General features: G+C 51.0%; 16 protein-coding genes. 7 read left to right on the forward strand and 9 right to left on the reverse strand.

What is annotated here, in order from left to right; genetic code table 11:
• The first annotated feature begins 1 nt into the window (after nucleotide 1).
• Nucleotides 2-379, forward strand: a complete 378-nt coding sequence (locus NWAT_RS06650; protein ID WP_013220363.1) for a hypothetical protein — start codon at nucleotides 2-4, stop codon at nucleotides 377-379.
• Nucleotides 379-1,527, forward strand: a complete 1,149-nt coding sequence (locus NWAT_RS06655) for a c-type cytochrome (protein ID WP_013220364.1) — start codon at nucleotides 379-381, stop codon at nucleotides 1,525-1,527. Before NWAT_RS06650 ends, NWAT_RS06655 begins: the two co-directional genes overlap by 1 nt.
• 90 nt (nucleotides 1,528-1,617) lie before the next feature.
• On the opposite strand, the gene NWAT_RS06660 is transcribed toward NWAT_RS06655, so the two are convergent.
• Complete coding sequence (locus NWAT_RS06660) at nucleotides 1,618-2,325, reverse strand: hypothetical protein (RefSeq protein WP_013220365.1); 708 nt, start codon at nucleotides 2,323-2,325, stop codon at nucleotides 1,618-1,620.
• A 566-nt stretch (nucleotides 2,326-2,891) separates the two neighbouring features.
• Here NWAT_RS06660 and NWAT_RS06665 point away from each other — a divergent pair.
• A complete protein-coding gene (locus NWAT_RS06665; protein WP_013220366.1) occupies nucleotides 2,892-4,814 on the forward strand; it encodes an autotransporter outer membrane beta-barrel domain-containing protein in 1,923 nt (640 codons plus the stop codon).
• An 86-nt stretch (nucleotides 4,815-4,900) separates the two neighbouring features.
• Here the strand turns inward: NWAT_RS06665 and NWAT_RS06670 are convergent, their stop codons facing one another.
• The 3 genes from NWAT_RS06670 to NWAT_RS06680 are packed head-to-tail and all read right to left on the reverse strand — an operon-like array spanning nucleotide 4,901 to nucleotide 5,766.
• Nucleotides 4,901-5,176: a hypothetical protein gene (locus NWAT_RS06670; protein WP_013220367.1), complete on the reverse strand. Its 276-nt coding sequence runs from the start codon at nucleotides 5,174-5,176 to the stop codon at nucleotides 4,901-4,903.
• A gap of 13 nt (nucleotides 5,177-5,189) precedes the next feature.
• The gene (locus NWAT_RS06675) at nucleotides 5,190-5,489 is read right to left on the reverse strand and encodes a hypothetical protein (protein WP_013220368.1); all 300 of its coding nucleotides are present in this window, start codon (nucleotides 5,487-5,489) and stop codon (nucleotides 5,190-5,192) included.
• Complete coding sequence (locus NWAT_RS06680; protein ID WP_013220369.1) at nucleotides 5,479-5,766, reverse strand: hypothetical protein; 288 nt, start codon at nucleotides 5,764-5,766, stop codon at nucleotides 5,479-5,481. The genes NWAT_RS06675 and NWAT_RS06680 overlap by 11 nt, the downstream gene beginning before the upstream one ends.
• A gap of 242 nt (nucleotides 5,767-6,008) precedes the next feature.
• Here NWAT_RS06680 and NWAT_RS06685 point away from each other — a divergent pair, with 242 nt between their 5' ends.
• Nucleotides 6,009-6,788 carry an alpha/beta fold hydrolase gene (locus NWAT_RS06685; RefSeq protein WP_013220370.1) on the forward strand — a complete coding sequence of 260 codons (780 nt, stop codon included), beginning with the start codon at nucleotides 6,009-6,011 and terminating at the stop codon, nucleotides 6,786-6,788.
• Nucleotides 6,789-6,807: 19 nt separating this feature from the next.
• On the opposite strand, the gene NWAT_RS06690 is transcribed toward NWAT_RS06685, so the two are convergent.
• From NWAT_RS06690 to NWAT_RS06700, 3 genes are read right to left on the reverse strand one after another with little or no spacing between them, the layout of a single operon-like run.
• Entirely contained in the window at nucleotides 6,808-8,919 is a 2,112-nt protein-coding gene (locus tag NWAT_RS06690; protein ID WP_041350552.1) for a putative bifunctional diguanylate cyclase/phosphodiesterase, read from the reverse strand.
• Nucleotides 8,891-9,340 carry a response regulator gene (locus NWAT_RS06695; protein WP_013220372.1) on the reverse strand — a complete coding sequence of 150 codons (450 nt, stop codon included), beginning with the start codon at nucleotides 9,338-9,340 and terminating at the stop codon, nucleotides 8,891-8,893. The genes NWAT_RS06690 and NWAT_RS06695 overlap by 29 nt, the downstream gene beginning before the upstream one ends.
• 12 nt (nucleotides 9,341-9,352) lie before the next feature.
• Nucleotides 9,353-11,512 (reverse strand): sensor histidine kinase, encoded by a 2,160-nt coding sequence (locus NWAT_RS06700; RefSeq protein WP_157679826.1) that lies wholly within the window; start codon nucleotides 11,510-11,512, stop codon nucleotides 9,353-9,355.
• Nucleotides 11,513-12,328: 816 nt separating this feature from the next.
• Here NWAT_RS06700 and NWAT_RS06705 point away from each other — a divergent pair.
• Genes NWAT_RS06705 through lpxB form a run of 3 tightly spaced genes read left to right on the forward strand, consistent with a single transcriptional unit; the run spans nucleotide 12,329 to nucleotide 15,585 of the window.
• Nucleotides 12,329-13,267: a Gfo/Idh/MocA family protein gene (locus tag NWAT_RS06705; protein ID WP_013220374.1), complete on the forward strand. Its 939-nt coding sequence runs from the start codon at nucleotides 12,329-12,331 to the stop codon at nucleotides 13,265-13,267.
• A gap of 58 nt (nucleotides 13,268-13,325) precedes the next feature.
• Nucleotides 13,326-14,432, forward strand: a complete 1,107-nt coding sequence (locus NWAT_RS06710; RefSeq protein WP_013220375.1) for a DegT/DnrJ/EryC1/StrS family aminotransferase — start codon at nucleotides 13,326-13,328, stop codon at nucleotides 14,430-14,432.
• Complete coding sequence (gene lpxB / locus NWAT_RS06715; protein ID WP_013220376.1) at nucleotides 14,422-15,585, forward strand: lipid-A-disaccharide synthase; 1,164 nt, start codon at nucleotides 14,422-14,424, stop codon at nucleotides 15,583-15,585. The genes NWAT_RS06710 and lpxB overlap by 11 nt, the downstream gene beginning before the upstream one ends.
• Nucleotides 15,586-15,589: 4 nt before the next feature.
• On the opposite strand, the gene lpxA is transcribed toward lpxB, so the two are convergent.
• Both lpxA and smbP read right to left on the reverse strand, forming a co-directional pair.
• Entirely contained in the window at nucleotides 15,590-16,360 is a 771-nt protein-coding gene (lpxA, locus tag NWAT_RS06720; RefSeq protein WP_013220377.1) for an acyl-ACP--UDP-N-acetylglucosamine O-acyltransferase, read from the reverse strand.
• A gap of 193 nt (nucleotides 16,361-16,553) precedes the next feature.
• On the reverse strand, nucleotides 16,554-16,910 hold the full coding sequence (gene smbP, locus NWAT_RS06725; RefSeq protein WP_232420231.1) for a small metal-binding protein SmbP: 357 nt from the start codon (nucleotides 16,908-16,910) through the stop codon (nucleotides 16,554-16,556).
• Between the last annotated feature and the right edge of the window lie 267 nt (nucleotides 16,911-17,177).

Raw genomic sequence — 17,177 nt, forward strand, 5'->3', positions numbered from 1 at the left:
TATGAGTAATTTGCCGGAGAAAAATGAAAGTTTATGGCTGTTGATCCTTTCCCCAACGATTTGGGCGAGCCACTTTTTGTTGTGCTATCTCACCAGCGCTCTCTGGTGTGCCAAGATAGCAGGCCGCTACGGCTCCCTGGGCAATGCCCGGCTAGCCATTGCCGTTTATACGGCCCTTGCCCTGCTAGGGATTGGCGTTATCGGTTGGCACGCCTTCCGCCGGCATCGCTATGGAACCGCTACCGCGCCCCATGATTTTGATACCCCGGAGGATCGCCACCGTTTTCTGGGGTTCGCCACGCTGCTGCTCTCCGGGCTGAGCGGCGTCAGCGTTGTCTACGTGGCCTTGGTGGTCGCCTTTATGGGTACCTGCCATTGATGGCGTGGCCGCGTACCTTGATTGCCCGTCTGAAAAGCCTTAATTGGCGGCAACAATGGCCCGCGGTTGCCGTTTTTGTGGGGGCGCTCGCCCTGGGGGGAGTGCTGGTGGCGGTTGCCGGCATTATTCCCATCAAGGCCAGCTCCGGCCACTGGGCTATTACTGATTTTCTGCTGCACTTTGCCATGGAGCGCTCGGTGGCGACCCATAGCCTGAGCATTCAGGCACCGGAGCTCGCCAAGGCCAGTCTGGTGTTGCGGGGAGCGGGTCATTATGAAACTGATTGCCGCTTTTGCCACGGCAGTCCCCGCTTGCGTTATCCCCCCATTGCCCAGCAGATGACCCCCCCGCCGCCTTATTTGCCCGAAACCGTTTCTAGCTGGGAGGACCGGGAATTGTTTTATATTATCAAGCATGGCGTCAAATTCACCGGGATGCCTGCCTGGCCTGCCCTCCAGCGGGACGATGAGGTCTGGGCCATGGTGGCGTTCCTGCGGGTGTTGCCAGAGATGGATGGAGGGGAATACGAACAACTGGTCTGGGGGGAGATTCCGGTTTCCCTGGAGGCGGAAGAGGCGCCGCCGGCGGTGACGAAAAGTTGCGGCCGTTGTCATGGCGTGGATGGCCTGGGGCGCGGAGTGGGGGCATTTCCCCGCCTGGCGGGGCAAAATAGGGACTATCTTTACGCTTCCCTGGAGGCTTACGGGCAAGGAAAACGCCCTAGTGGAATGATGGAACCTATCGCCGCGGAATTGAATTCAGAAGAAATAAAAGCCCTTGCCCGTTACTACAGCGGGCTACCCCCCTATCAGCCGCCCTTACCCCCCTTAAGGGAGGCCGCGGCTATCGAGCGGGGCGAGGCCATTGCCAAGCAAGGCAACCAGCGGATTGCCTCCTGCGCCGACTGCCACGGCCCCAGCAGTATTCCTCGCAATCCCGACTACCCCCTCCTGGCCGGCCAGTACGCCGAGTATATTATTTTGCAGCTTGAACTTTTGGCCCAAGAAAAGCGGGGCGGGACCCCCTACGTTCACCTCATGGACCCCATCGCCCACCGGTTGAGCCCGCAGCAAAGGGAAGATGTGGCCCGGTATTATACTTCCCTGACCCCTTCCGGTTCGGTTGATCCGGCGAAGGGAGCACCCTAGTACGTAGGGCGGGAAAGCGAAGCGCATCCCGCCCTACCAAGGACGCCGCCGCTTGCACGGCGGCGTTGTCAGGGTGATGATGGCTTTTCGCTACTCATCCTCAATCAAAGTGAGACTATCGGATGCCAGGGGCGTAGTGAAATCATCTTCGCCGTCGCTAAACAGGCCAATGGACAGATTATTGCCATTCCGCCTGAGTCCGACGATATTGCCGTGCTCCCAAGAATTCCATATGGCACCACAGTAGCTATAAATTTCAGTGATAACCATGCCCCACACATAGGTGCTGGGCAGAAAAGCAGCGATTTCCCGCTCGCCGATATCCGGGTGGCCTACCGCCGGGCCGCTAATAATTTGGGCTGAGAAGCTGTTACCCTCTCCCTTGAGGGTATACAGCCAGCGGTCCTGGATCAAGGTCGGTCCTTCTAGATTATAGATGCACCTCTTTGTCTGGTCCACGTAGCGGCCGGGTACGATTTGGGTGACCGGAATGTTGGGAAACTGAAACTTGCGCCATTCGGCGATGCGGAATTTAAAATCCCCGGGGGTTTCCCACTGATCCTTGCGGCCTTTGGGCTTGTATTCCAGCACCAGATCATAATAGTCGGTTTTGCCGGTGAACACATCGGTAATGGGCACCCGGTGGATATTCACCCGTCGGCCGGAGCCGGTGATGTTGGCGGCCTCGAAACTGACGTTTTTCTCGGAGCCTGTGACCACCTCGGCGCGGATCTCCGTTATTAATCCGATTAATCCCACGGTTGCAAACAAGGCAACAATTGTTTTTTTGTGGTTCATTTCTAAGGTTATTCCTGTTTCTGATGGTGTTTTTGCAGCGCTCCCGATAGTCCGATCCTTTTGGCCCGGGTTTGCTGTCCCTTTACGCCGGGAAGGAGTATTAACCCGCTTTCCGGTGGGGGATTTAGTTTAAACCAGTTGTGATATCAATAGTATAAAAAATTATAAAATATTTCCTTGGCCGTGGGCATAAAGGGGGCGTATGGGAAGGGACTGCTGATTATCTGACACCGTTGAAAAAATGCTTTAGGATCAGGATACGTCCTGATCCTGAAACAAGCACTTAAAAGGTGACGGGCTACCTGGCGCCAGGCGAGCGGCGCGGGATTATCGTCTCTTCCTTGGCAGATAGGGGCTTAAAAGCCCGCTTTTTTGGGCAATAAATTAAATTACCCCGCTTGCCCTGGGGAAGAGCATAACGGAGGTGAAAGACCTCTCCCTTACACCGGATGGAATTACTGGACAGTGAAGTCTTCGTTGTCTGATAGCGGGTCTATCAGATGGAGTCTGGTGTTTGATAATTAACTTTAAATAACACTAATTATTCAATATGGAGAATCTAAATTATGACTCGGAACGGATCTTCTCGGCTTTCCTCCTTTCCCCAACCCCATGCTCTGAGCCTGGCCATCCGTCGGGCGCTTACGCCAGGCCGTACTGGCCTTTGGGTGGGAAGCGTATTGGCTGCTGGGCTGAGTCTGGGGGTTCAGGCCCAGACTCTGGAGTTGTCGGATTTGGACGGACATAACGGCTTTGTTATTCATAGCGCCAGCGTGACTAACTCGTCCGGCATTTCGGTGAGCGGAGCAGGGGATGTCAATGGCGATGGGATCGATGATCTTATTATCGGGATTCCTGGCGCTGATTCTAACGGCAGTGGCTCGGGCGCAGGCTATGTGGTCTTTGGCAGCGGTGAGGGTTTTGGCCCTAGCCTAGAACTGTCAAACCTAGATGGAAGCAACGGCTTTGCTATCAATGGTATTGGCGCCTTTGATAGTGCTGGCCTTTCGGTAAGCGGGGCGGGGGATGTCAATGGCGATGGGATCGATGATCTTATTATCGGTGCCCCTGGCGTTGATTCTAACAGTATTGGCTCGGGCGCAGGCTATGTGGTTTTTGGGAGTAGCGGCGGTTTTGGTCCTAGTGTGGAACTGTCGAGCCTAGATGGACACAATGGCTTTGTTATTAATGGCGCCGGGGCTTTTGGCAACACTGGCCTTTCGGTGAGCGGGGCGGGGGATGTCAATGGCGATGGCCTGGATGATCTGATTGTCGGCGCCCCTGGTGCCTATGCCAACGGTAGCGCTTCCGGTGCCAGCTATGTGGTTTTTGGCAGTAGCAGTGGTTTTGTCCCTAGTGTGGAACTGTCAAGCCTAGATGGAAGTAATGGTTTTGTTATCAATGGTATTGGTGCCTTTGATAGTGCTGGCCTTTCAGTGAGTGGGGCAGGAGATGTTAATGGCGATGGGATCGATGATCTCATTGTCGGTGCCCCTGACGCCTATACTAACAGCGGCGCTTCAGGTGCCGGCTACGTAGTCTTTGGCAGCCGCCACGGTTTTGGCCCCAGCCTGGAGTTATTGAACCTGAACGGGAGCAACGGTTTTGCCATTCACGGTGCCGATATCTTTGACAATGCTGGCCTTTCGGTGAGCGGGATGGGGGATATCAACGGCGATGGCCTGGGCGATCTGATCGTCGGCGCCTATGGTGCCAGCCCCAATGGTAGAGCCTCGGGCGCGAGCTATGTGGTTTTTGGTAGTAGTGATGATTTTGGCCCTAGTCTGGAACTGTCGAGCCTGGATGGACGTAACGGTTTTGTTATCAATGGCGCCAATTCCCGCGACGCATCGGGTATGTCGGTGAGCGGGGTGGGGGATGTTAGTGGCGATGGCCTTAACGATTTCATCGTTGGCGCTCCGGGCGCAGCGCCTAACGGCAATTCTTCAGGCGCCAGCTACGTAGTGTTTGGAAACAGCGTTGGTTTCGGCACCCGTCTGGAGCCGGAGGATTTGGATGGACGTAACGGCTTTGTTATCAATGGCGCCAAGGTTGGTGAGATGGCGGGCTTCTCGGTAAGCGGAGCGGGAGATGTGGATGGCGATGGCGCTGATGATCTCATTATCGGAGCCTACCAGTCAGGTACGAGTTATGTGGTTTTTGGCACGAGCGCCACCGATATTGCCCAACCAGTGCTGATAGAAATCAGCGACATTGTTTCGGGTCTGCCAGCGGAAAGTTTCAGCGGGCCGGAAAGCCTGGATAAGATCGACAGTAAGCTTTCTAAGGCTACTGGCGAGAGCCAGCGCGAGGCAGCCCTGGATTTCGTGGATAAGCTTATTAGAGGGAGCGATGGTTGCGCGTTGCGCGGAGTGCCTGATCCCTTGGGCGATCTTGACAAGGAAGATTGGATCATGAACTGCGATGACCAGACTCGCGTCTATGACAAGCTGATTGAAGCGCGGGATATTCTCACGCCTTTTTTCTAAAGAGAGTAAAACTGTGAACTCGCATCTCGCTGGTACGGATGCGGGTTCAAAAACGAAAGGGAGGCGGTAGTTTTTCTAATTTCCGTTTAAGGTTGAGCCCGGTTCCAGGGCTCAACTTGCTCCTTGGATGTGCTGAAAAGAAAACTGCCCAACAATGCTCCGGCGCCTGAAGCTAGTAAGGAAAACGAAGCCATATAGACACCCATAGCCAGGCCGATTTCGGGTGCTTCAGAAGAAATTCCTCCTAAGAGAAAAAAGAGCACAATACCCATCGGCGGTGTAAGAAGCCCCCATAAAAAGCGGCCGGAGAGGTAGGTGATCATGAGACTGATCGCGAAACTCACTGTTGCCAGTATTAACATATATGCAACTCTGCTAGGGAGAATTTTTATTTTCTCGCTTGTTCCGGTACCGCTTTTTAAGCCTAGCAGCAAGGAGTTTTTTGAGTGCAATACCTAACAGTGTGCCCGCCCCTGAAGCTAATCCGATGTAGTAAGCCATACCGATCCCCATACCTAGTCCAGCGCCGAGCGCTTCATGATAAACACCTAAACCGAGAAAAAAGAGAATAATAGCCAGAGGCGGTATAAAAAACGCCCATAAAAAACGCTCGAAAACATAGGTGATCATAAGACTAATCACGAAACTCGCCATCATCAGTATATTAAAGGTCATCTTTATTTCCTTGCTGACGCCGAAATTTTTTAAACAGAGTCATACCCAGCAAAGCGCCTGCGCCTGAAGCTATAACTATGGGCGGAGTCATAATCATAAATAAGGCATAAGCAAGCGCCACCAGGCTGCCCGCTTCCAAGCCAAATAAAAAGGCGGCAATAAGGGGTGGTATCACAAAGCTCCATAAAAAACGGCCTGAGAAAATTCCAATGACCGTGCCAAGCACAAAAACAATCAAGACATAGAAGAGGACGTCGGAAGAGAGTGAATTTAGCATTTGGGTTTATTATTTAATAGGTATGTTAAAGCGAGGGAACCTCTGAATCAGCTATTCACCGGAGGGAGGATAGGATTTAAATCCGCATAATTTGAAGCCATGCTATAGTAGACGGTTTCGTAGCAGTATCTTTATTTTATCTAAAGGACACTGCTAAAAATGAGAGGAAAAGCAGTAAACCTTGTCTTTATAATTAATTAAGAAAGCATACAATATTCTAATCGTGTGTAATAGCAGTTCTTATGCGACTTCATTACCGGACTCAGGGTAAAGGCCCCTCTCTTATTATCTTGCATGGTTTGTTCGGCTCCATGGATAATTGGCGGAGCCTGGTTCCTATGTTTGCCCGCCAATTCCAAGTAACGACTGTTGACCTTCCTAATCATGGTCGTTCACCTCATAAGGAAAACTTTAATTATCCCGCTTTGGCAAGCGATTTAGCCCACTTTATGGATCAGCAAGGAGTCGGCGTGGCTGCTCTGCTGGGTCACTCTCTAGGCGGCAAGGTAGCGATGCAGTGTGCTTTGGATTTTCCGGAGCGGATCGCTCAGCTTGTGGTCGTGGATATTGCGCCGCGGTTTTATCCGCCAGCACATCTCTTCATTTTTGAAGCCCTTAGAAAACTGGATCTTTCTGTGTATGATAACCGCCGGGAAGTCGATAGGGCCTTGGCAAGTTCGCTCCCTAATAGTGCCCTGCGGCAGTTTTTGTTGATGAATTTGGATAAAACGGGAGAGGGATACCGTTGGCGTATTAATTTAGAGGGCTTAAGCCGGAATTATCACGCCATTTGCGCTGCGGTAAGCCATGGGGGGGAACCCTATTCTCGGCCTAGTTTATTTATAAAAGGAGAATGTTCTGATTACCTGCAAAAAAGCGATGAACAGGAGATTAAAAAGCAGTTTCCCATGGCGGAAGTTATTTCTATTCCCGATACGGGGCACTGGGTGCAGGCCGATGCGCCGGCAGTATTTACCAATGTGGTCTTAGAATTTCTGGATAGAAAAAGCACTCATCTTTAGATTTAAGTATCTCCAGCCTTTATCTTGCCTGGGAGTTATTTTTTCCCGCCATTAACGAAAAAAGATCGTTAGCGGGCATGGGTCGTCCGATCCAATAGCCTTGGATACGATGGCAGTGGCGGTCTTGAAAAAACCGCATTTGGGTTCCCGTCTCTACGCCTTCGGCGACGACTTCCAGTTTCAAACTATTCCCGAGCAGCAAAATTGTTTCAGCAATTGCCGCATCTTCCTCATTGTTAGTGATGTCGCGGACGAATGAGTGGTCGATTTTTAAGCTGTGTACCGGGAAACGTTTAAGATAAGCAAGGGATGAGTAACCGGTGCCAAAATCGTCGATGGCCAGCGTGACACCCATTTCCTTTAGGCGTTGCAGAATATAGGTGGTAGATTGCATATCCTGCATCACAACGCTTTCCGTGACTTCGAGCTCAAGGTAGCTGGGGTGCAAGGCATATTTCTGGAGAATGCGGCGCACGCTATCGAGAAAGTGTTGCTGAAACTGGCGGGCGGAACAGTTGACTGCTATGCGGATAGGATAGCCTTCTGAATGCCAGGATTTAGCTTGTTTGCAAGCTGTTTCTAACACCCACTCGCCCACTTCTTCGATAAGGCCGGTTTGCTCCAGCAAGGGAATAAAGTCCCTGGGAGGAACCAATCCGCGGTGGGGATGCTGCCAGCGTATCAGTGCTTCCACCGCGGTGATCTGGCCAGTAGTAACTTCTAATTGCGGTTGATAATGGAGGACGAATTCTTCTCGCTCCAAGGCGCGGCGGAGATCGGTTTCAAGTGCTAATAATTCATCGCCCCGAGAATTCATTTCGGGGAGATAGTATCGGGATTGGCCTGGGCCGTGGCGCTTAGCATTGTGCATAGCAATATGGGAGGTTTTCAATAGCGTTTCTTCATCATCCCCAGCCTGGGGATAAAGGGAAACGCCGATGCTTAAAGTAACAAAGACATCGCTGTTATTAAGCGCCAGGGGATGGCTGGTGGCGGCGCGAATTTTTTTAATGATAGCTTCTACATCCGAAGGACTATACAGGTCGCTAAGAATAACGAGGAACTCATCGCTGCCATAGCGCCCGAGGGTGTCGCTGGCGCGAATGCAGCTTGCCAGATGACGCGCAAGGGCGCGGAGGCACTTATCTCCGGCTAGGTGCCCCAAAGCGTCATTGATTTGTTTGAAGTTGTCCACATTCAGAAATAATACCGCGGCCAGGCGCTGGTTGCGCTTGGCGTGAGCCAAGACCTGAGTCAGCCGATCCCGGAGCAAAACCCGGTTAGGGAGGTGGGTAAGGGTATCGTGGGTAACCCGGTATTGTAATTCTTGCTCATAGTGCTTGCGTTCGCTGATATCGCGGACAATGGTGGAGAGAAATTCGACCTGGTGGGAGGCGTTTCGATGGGAGAGAAGCACTTGGGAGATGGGAATTTCCGCGCCCTTGCCATTCAGCATCACGGCTTCCCCTTCCCAGACCCCTACCCGTAAGGCGGTAGGAATTGCCGTATTCTGCATCAGGGCTGCTGTCCAAGAGGGATAATGGTCGAGCAGCGATGCCCCCATATAATGGTTCTTTTCAGTAAAACCAAGCCACTGGCAGCCAGCCCGATTCATATAGTGAATACGGCCCGTGAGGTCCATAATGGCCACTAGATCGGGAGTAGCCTCCAAGATGGAGCTTAGCCGGGCATGCTCATTTTCTACAGCTTGGCGTTGCCACCGGATATTGGCTTCGCGCAATTCCCGCTCTACCGCGGGAACCAGGCGGCTCAGATTACCCTTCATGATGTAGTCGTGGGCGCCAGCTCTCATGATTTCAACGGCCCGATCTTCGCCTACCGTGCCAGAGACCATGATAAAGGGTATATCAATGCCTGCTTGTTGCAATAAATTCAAAGCCTCCATTGAGCCAAAATGTGGCAGGCTATGATCCGAGAGAATAATATCCCAGGATTGGGCTTGGAGTGCCGTAAGCATGGTTTCCCGGGTTTCGACCCGGGTAACGGCGGGTTGGTAGCCGCTGCGCCGAAGGTGGCGCTCTAGGAGGAGCGCGTCATCTTCAGAGTCTTCCACCAGTAATACGCGCAGCTTGCGCATTTTATTAATTCCGTGGCGCCGGCGGCGCTTCATTCAGGATTAGCCAGTATAAGCCTAGGTTTTGGACGGCTTGCACGAATTTGCCAAACTCCACCGGCTTGCGGATATAGCTGTTAGCTCCTTGCTGGTAGGACTCGGCAATGTCCGCCTCCTCGTCAGAGGAGGTGAGGATAATGACTGGCAGTAGCCGGGTGCGGGGGTGGGCGCGGATTTGCTGTAATACTTGCAGGCCATCGATCTTGGGTAATTTTAAATCCAAGAGAATAGCTTGAGGCGGCACGCTGGAGTCTCGGTCTGCGTGCTGGCCCGCGCCAAAAAGCCAATCTAGCGCCTCGGCTCCATCCCGTGCGACGATAAGCTGATTGGTGATATTATTTTTTTTTAAGGCGCGCAGGGTAAGCGCTTCATCATCCGGGTTATCCTCTACTAGCAGAATGGCTTTATTGTTTCCCATCGTTAACCCTAACTAAAGCGTGAAATAAAAAGTGGCCTCTTGGTTAATTTGCCCTTCCGCCCAAATTTGTCCTCCATGGCGATGGACAACGCGTTGCGCGGTAGCCAATCCTATCCCGGTTCCAGGGTACTCATTAGCGCCGTGTAGTCGTTGGAAGGGATCGAATAATTTGTCGATGTAACGCATGTCAAAGCCAGCGCCATTGTCCCGGACAAAGAAAACGGGCTTGCCTTCTTTCGCTAGCATCCCCAGCGTGATCCGAGCCTGGGGCTGATTAGCGCTGAACTTCCAGGCATTACCCAGCAAGTTGTCAAGCAGAATTCGAAGCAAGCGTGAATCGCCTGAGGCGGTAAGATCCTGCCCGATACAAAACTCAACCTGTCGCTGAGGCTCCTCGGTCCGCAGAGTCGTGGCAATTTCTTGCGCCAAGCGGCTAAGATCTACCTTCTGGGGTATCATCTCCACCCGGCTAATACGGGAGAGTTGCAGTAAATCATCAATAAGCCTTCCCATTCGCTGGGTGGCTGCGCGCACCCGCTGTAAATAGCCTTGCCCTTCCCTATCAAGCTTATCTTCATAATCCTCTAGCAAGGCTTGGCTAAAGCCGTCGATACTGCGCAGGGGCGCTCGCAGGTCATGGGAGACCGAATAGCTGAAGGCTTCTAGTTCTTTATTGACCGTGCTTAATTTGGTCACATGCTGCTGCAGTTTTTGATTCAGTGCTCTAATCTTGTTTTCCGTTTTTCTTCGTTCGCTGATATCGCGTATAGTGCTGATAATAGAAAAATATATTTCTTTTTTATTCAGGGGGCTTACGTTGATTTCTGCTGGAAATGTGGTGCCGTCCTTACGTCGTCCGTAAAGCTCTAATCTGACGCCCATCGGCCGGGTAATGGTATTATCCCGAGTGTAAAGTTGGCGATAAATCGCTTGAGCTTTGCGATGTTGCTCTGGTAGTAAGATTTCTATTTTTTGCCCGATGAGTTCCTTCCGGGAATAGCCAAATAGCTTTTCTACTTGGGCGTTTACGAGGAGAAGTTGGCCGTTGGAATCAGCTATCACGATACCATCGGGTACCGCCTCAAAAAGACTCCGAAAGCGGGCCTCGCTAAGACGCACCGCTTGAGTGTCCCTTTGGCGGCGTTGATGGACGTAAGCCAGCCGCCCGGCCACGATAAGAAAGACGCCTAGAAAAAGACTGTAGAGAAGCAATAATCGCTGAATGCGGGCCGTTGCTGCCGTGGACAGGATAGGGAGGGGGAGGCGGGAGATGAGCTTCCAATGGATAGAGGAGTAAAGCTTTGCTGCGCGGGGAGAAGTTCTTACTAACGGGGTAATGGTGGTATAGGTAAAGAGTTCTTCGCGAGCATAGAACTGACCCTCCTTATTTTGCTGGATTCTGGCCCAGATCTCAGGATAGGCAACCGCGAATGCTTGCTTGTCTTTTTCGAGATAGATCGCCCCTTGCTTCTGCCCGGCGTTGGATTTCCAAAGCCAAAGGCCGCTTCCTTTGACGAGCCATAGTACTTTTTTAGTGCTTTGCACGGCTAGGCGAAGTTTATCCAAAAGGTGGCTTCCTCGATAATTGAGCACCAGGATTCCCTGCTTGCGGCGTTGCTTATCGAAGAGGGCGATGATAGCCCGAACAGTGGGTTTTAGAGGCTGCTCGATGAGGCCTCGCTCGGTATTAAGGTTAAGCGGAGAGAGGTAAATTTCGCCTGGTTGAAGCTGCAAGGCTTTTTGGAAGTAGTCCCGGGCTTCCTTGTTCTGTAATTGCTGGGGAGGAACGATGTTTGGCTGGCCGCCATTAAAATTTACGCGCACCCATTCCTTTCCTTGTAAATCTAAAAGACGGATCTGGTCATAGCGCTCCCTGCTTCCCAAAAAGATCACGTAATCTTGGGCTAGCCGCTGCTCCGAGCCGGTCCCTGCTAACAGATCCTTGAGGGCTTGGTGCCGAGACAGAAATAAAAGGGCGGACTGGATGGCGTCAAACTCATCGCAGATTTCCTCTTTGAGCAATGTGAGCGAATCTTTCTCGCTAAGCTCGGCTAAGGCCTGTATGGTTTTGAGTTCCGCTTGATAAAGAGAGATAAAAGCCAGGGTAGTCAGCCCTGCAAGAGGAAAAAAGACGAGGGAAAAGCGTTTCCAGGGGAGTTGTCGGATGCTCATGCTCATTTCTTTTCGCTTGGTTTCTTTAAAGTCTCCCCCCGTGAGGCCCTTAGGGCTTGAGCTAAAATTATTTAGTGTTCTGGGGATGGGGCATATAGTTAAGGGGTAGAAGCGAGGCCTGACGAAGTGCTCCAAAATTGAATTGGGGGGAACAAGATAGCTGGCAGGGAGATTCTAATACTTATCTTCCTGTAGCTAAAAGCGTCCTAGTCATTGAACTGCCCATTGCCAAGCATAATAGGGGCGGGACAAGGAATATCAGCAAGTTAGAGTTAATGATTGTGGCGAAATAATAACTTTAATTAAATACGTATTTATACGTATTCTTTGTTCTATGCCTTTTTATTAGCGAGGGAGATTTTGTTGACAAAAAACGGCTAATGTCAGAAAATTTTTTGCAAAATTAAATTTTTTAATCAACCGCTTAGATACCTCTTTCGGCAAAAGGACTTATCGGTTAATATCTGTTAAAATTCAGTTCAGGGCCAAGCTTTTTTATGAGACGCCCGCCTGATAAAAGCCCCAAAATCCATAAATCCGGGAGCTTGAACAGCGGCTAGGGACTGTTCCCTTGTACCGCGTGTTCGGCCAGCGTTAAGGATTTTGGCCTCGATATTCGGCATTGCTCTCTGAGCAACCACTTTCATCCAACTGTTGCCAGCACTATTACGGCAACTTGCAAATCCCGCTGGTCAATCACGCCTTTCTCGCTTTGTTTATGCGGCGTGTGGCCGTGGCCTGTAAGTATTGCTGCGGAGCGATCCGCTTCAGGCGGGGCTCTTGCGGTCTTTCGTAAAAGTTTATGGGAAAATGGTGATGGAAAATAAGGTTAAAACGGCGGTTATCGGCGTTGGTTATTTAGGGCGTTTCCATGCGCAAAAATACGCTGCGCTGCCTGCTTCAGAGCTGGTAGCGGTGGTGGATCTAAACGCTACTACCGCCGGCCAAATTGCGCGTGAATATGGCGTGAGCGCTTTAACTGATTACCGGGATCTTTTCGGTACCGTTGAGGCGGTAAGTATTGTCGTTCCGACCCAATTTCACTATGTGGTGGCTAAGGAGTGCTTGCAGCAGGGTATTCATGTTTTGTTAGAAAAACCCATGACGGCTACCCTTGCCGAGGCCGATGAATTAATAGAGCTTGCTAGGCGTTATAATCTTGTTTTGCAAGTGGGCCATCTAGAGCGTTTTAATTCTGCAACCCTTGCTCTGCAAAGGGTTCTTGGTGTGCCGCGTTTTATTGAGTCCCATCGCCTGGCCCCTTTTAATCTCCGGGGCATAGATGTGAGTGTCATGTTGGACCTTATGATCCATGATATTGATATTATATTGAGCGTTGTGAATTCCTCGGTAAGCGATATTCATGCCAATGGGGCATCTGTGCTAACTGACGGTATTGATATTGCGAATGCTCGGATTCAATTCGTTAATGGTTGCGTTGCCAATGTAACGGCTAGCCGGGTTAGCATGAAAGCGCAGCGCAAAATGCGGGTATTTCAACAGGATGCCTATATCTCGATTGATTTTCAGGATAAAGTATTAAGTGTTTATCGCAAAGGAACCAAGGAGATGTTTCCTGGCATTCCGGAGATTATCTCGGAAGAGAGCTGTTTTGAGCAGAGCGACGCCATCAAAGTAGAAATCGAAGCTTTTTTGAAAGCGGTAAGAGAGGGTACCCAGCCTTCCGTCAGTGGCGAGGAAGGACGCCGGGCTTTGGCTATTGCCCTCCAGATTAACCACATGCTGGGTGTTTAGACAACGCTATGATAAGCCTGGCTAGGGTAGCTTGCGCCCGCCGGGAATGGAGACTTTTATGATTCCAATGGTGGATTTAAAGACGCAATATCAAAACCTTCGGGAAGAAATAGAGGCGGGGTTAGAGCAAGCGTTTATTGGTGGCCGATTTATCCTGGGGCCTAATGTGAAAGCCTTCGAAGAGGAAGTGGCCGCTTATGTGGGGGTGGCGCACGGCGTTGGCGTGGCTTCTGGAACCGATGCCCTGCATTTAGCTTTGCTCGCTGCAGGGGTTAGCGCCGGGGATGAGGTGATTACCACACCGTTTACTTTTATTGCAACGGCGGAAGCTATTTGTTATGTGGGCGCCCGTCCCGTATTCGTCGATATCGATGAGAAAACCTTTAATATTGATACGGAGCAGGTGGCGGCAGCGGTTACACCAGCGACCCGTGCTATCCTCCCCGTGCATCTTTTTGGGCAAGCAGCTGATATGGCTGCTTTAGAGGTGATTGCGGCTCGGCATAACCTCTCTATCATAGAAGACTGTGCTCAATCTTTTGGCGCGGATACTGCCGATAATCGCAAGACTGGCAGTTTAGGACTGGCAGGTTGTTTTAGCTTTTTCCCCAGTAAAAATTTAGGTTGCTATGGAGATGGTGGACTAATTACCACCTCTTCTGAGCGGGTGGCGGAGCACCTCCGGGTGCTGCGGGATCATGGTAGCTGGCAGCGTTACCATCACTCGGAGCTAGGCTTTAATAGCCGTTTGGATGAGTTGCAAGCTGTAATTTTGAGAGTAAAGTTGAAATATATTGATCAATATAATGCTGAGCGGCGGCGTGTTGCCCAACGTTATGGGGAAGCGCTTGCAGAATTGCCGGATTGTATTCTTCCTTACCAAGAACCCCATGGAACCCATGTTTATCACCAATATACGCTGCTGTCTCCACACCGGGATGAAATTAGGGCTGCCTTAGCGGCTCAGGAGATTGCCTCGGCGATCTATTATCCGATACCGCTCCATCGGCAAGCCGTTTTTGAGAGGGCGTACCAGGAAACGCACCTCCCTATCAGTGAACGGGTTGCTAGCCAATGCCTTTCATTGCCCATCTTTCCCGAGATGAGTGATCTTCAGGTGGATAGGGTTGCTGCAATTATTCGGAGTACGCTGCTTGGAAAATAGCGCCCCCTTAGTGGCCATCGTGGCCGGTGAAGCTTCAGGAGATCAGCATGCCGCCCACTTGATCCGTGGGGTGAGAAAAATAGCCCCCGATGTTCGCTTTTGCGGCATTGCAGGACCTCAGATGCGGGCTGCTGGTGTAGAGCCGTTGTTTGATTCCTCTCGGCTTGCCGTGGTGGGCCTGGTGGAAGTTTTATCTCATTTTAAGGAGATTTATGGGGCAATGGGAAAGATGCGCCATTTTCTTGAGAAAAAACATCCTGATCTGCTGATTCTGGTGGACTATCCGGAATTTAACCTCCGTTTGGCTAAGAGAGCAAAAGCACTGGGCATTAAGGTGCTTTATTATATTAGCCCTCAGGTGTGGGCTTGGCGACAGTATCGGGTGCATCAAATTGGGCAGGTAGTGGATATGATGGCCGTGGTATTGCCTTTTGAGGTTCCCTTTTATGAGCAGGCGGGAGTCCCGGTTAATTTTGTTGGGAACCCTTTGGAGCATGAGGTCAAAAGCCAATTGAATCGCAGTGAAGCAATAGCTGAGTTTGGCTTTAATCCTCGCTGTAAAACCCTGGGTTTACTCCCCGGAAGCCGCCACAGCGAAATAAAGCGATTGTTGCCCGTATTGCTTGAGGCTGCGGCGCGTATTTATTCGGAGGAGCCTGACGTTCAATATTTATTACCCCTCGCCGCAACACTCAATGAGACTGATTTGACTCCCTATTTAAAAGAATACCGGCTTCCTTTGAGAATAATTCCTGATCGCTCCTATGATGTTATGGCGGCCTGCGATGCCATGGTCGCGGCATCCGGCACGGTTACTCTGGAAGCTGCCTTGATGGGCGTACCCCTGATTGTTATTTACAAAATGAACCCGTTGAGCTATTGGCTGGGGCGCCTGCTAATTAAGGTTGACCATATTGCTCTTTGCAATATTGTTGCAGGTGAGGGTGTGGCACCCGAGCTAATCCAGCAGGACGCCTCCCCGGAACGGATAGCCCTGGAAGCATTAAATTTATTAAGGGATAAGGAGCGCAGGCGAGCCATGCAGCAAAAATTTTATGCGATTAGGCATACATTAGGCGCAGGCGCTCAGTGTACGATTGCCGAACTTACCGTGGCGATGCTGGAAGGAGAAAGTTCGGGGAGGGCGGCCTAGAGGCTTATTCGGCTGAACTTTTAGCGGCAAAGCGGTGAAGGCCGCGTTTTGATTTTGCTGCTAGCCAGCTTTTCAGGTAAGAGAGTTCGGGCGTTTCCGTGAGTGGGTTTAAATCTAAGTTGTTGCGAAGCCGCCAGAAGGCTTGCTCAAGCGTCCGGTAACGTTCTCCTTTGATGCCTGCCCGGCGCAGTCCTATGGTATTAAGTCGATAGTGGCGGACAGGGTGTCCCCCGACAATACTGTAGGGGAGGACATCCTGGCCCACGGAACCATGGCCTTGTACCATAGCATAAGCGCCTATCCGGCAATGCTGATGCACCACCGCACCTCCCCCCAGAACGGCGTGGGAGCCTATTTCCACGTGTCCTCCGAGCAAAACGTTATTGGTGAGAATAACACCCTGGCCGATAGTGCAATCATGGGCCACATGGGAATAAGCCATCAAATAACATTGGTTCCCTATTTGGGTCGGGTGGGTTGGATCTGTTGACCGATGGAGAGTGACCCCTTCCCGCAAGGTATTATCATGGCCGATAATGATCCAGGTCTCCAGATCACTGAAAGTAAGATCTTGTGGCGTACCGCCAATGACCGCGTGGGCATGAATTTGGTTACGATTTCCTATCTGCGTAAAGGGATGGATAACCGCATGGGGACCAATGATGCTTTCCTCGCCAATACTCACTGGAGAGCCGATAACCGCATAAGGCCCGATAATGATATCTTTACCTAGCTTGGCTTCGGGAGCAACCACTGCGGTGGGATGGATTTTCATCCTTGTTGCTTATCTCGTTTGGAAAGGTAATGGCTGGATAAAGCAGATTTTTGCAAGAAGGAGGGGATAAATCCTAACAAGCTATTTGCTAACTATAATAGTCTTGGCATCTTTAATCAGGGGTGTTAGGCAGGAAATTATTTTCCTGCCTAACGGGTTCTTAACCGCCAATAGAATTTTTGGCTAAACAGCTTTAGTGCCCGTACCCGCCGCCACTGCTACTTCCACTTCCATGTTGTTCATGATCCATGCCGCCTCCATGCTCTGCTTTCGCGGCAGCTTCCAAATGTTTTATGCCTTCATTGATATGTTGCGTAGCGGAATCGGCGTTGCCTTCCTTGCTCTCCTTAATTCCTAGCTCTAAATGCTCAATGGCTACGTCGAGATGTTCTTTTTCCTCGCCTTTAGCCTCCTTTTCAGCAGCCTTGGCATGCTCTAAAGCTTTTTCTGCATGCTCTGTGATTGCTTCTGCCTGCCCGTCTTTACCGGAGGCGACGGCCATACCGGCATGCTCTAGCGCTTTGCCTAAGTGATCGCTTGCTTGGGCCATACCGCTTGCCGCGAGGATTTAACGCGCATGCCATTAACACGGTAGTTAATTTGTATTTCATTTCTTTGTATTCTCCTTCAGTGGTTTTGGGTCAATTTGTTTTTTCTAGCCCTTCGTATTTTCCCGCTTTTTTATGTACGCCCTAAGTTTGAAATAGGCAACGAAAGACAGAGTCAGATCTAGCAGGGAGAAGGCAAGCTGTCAAGGAGATTCGCTTTCTTAACTCGCTGCCTAAGAGGTGTTGTTGTGTCAAAAAAAAACCAAAGG

It is taken from the genome of Nitrosococcus watsonii C-113 (genome assembly GCF_000143085.1).
In the GTDB taxonomy this organism is placed as follows: Bacteria; Pseudomonadota; Gammaproteobacteria; order Nitrosococcales; family Nitrosococcaceae; genus Nitrosococcus; species Nitrosococcus watsonii.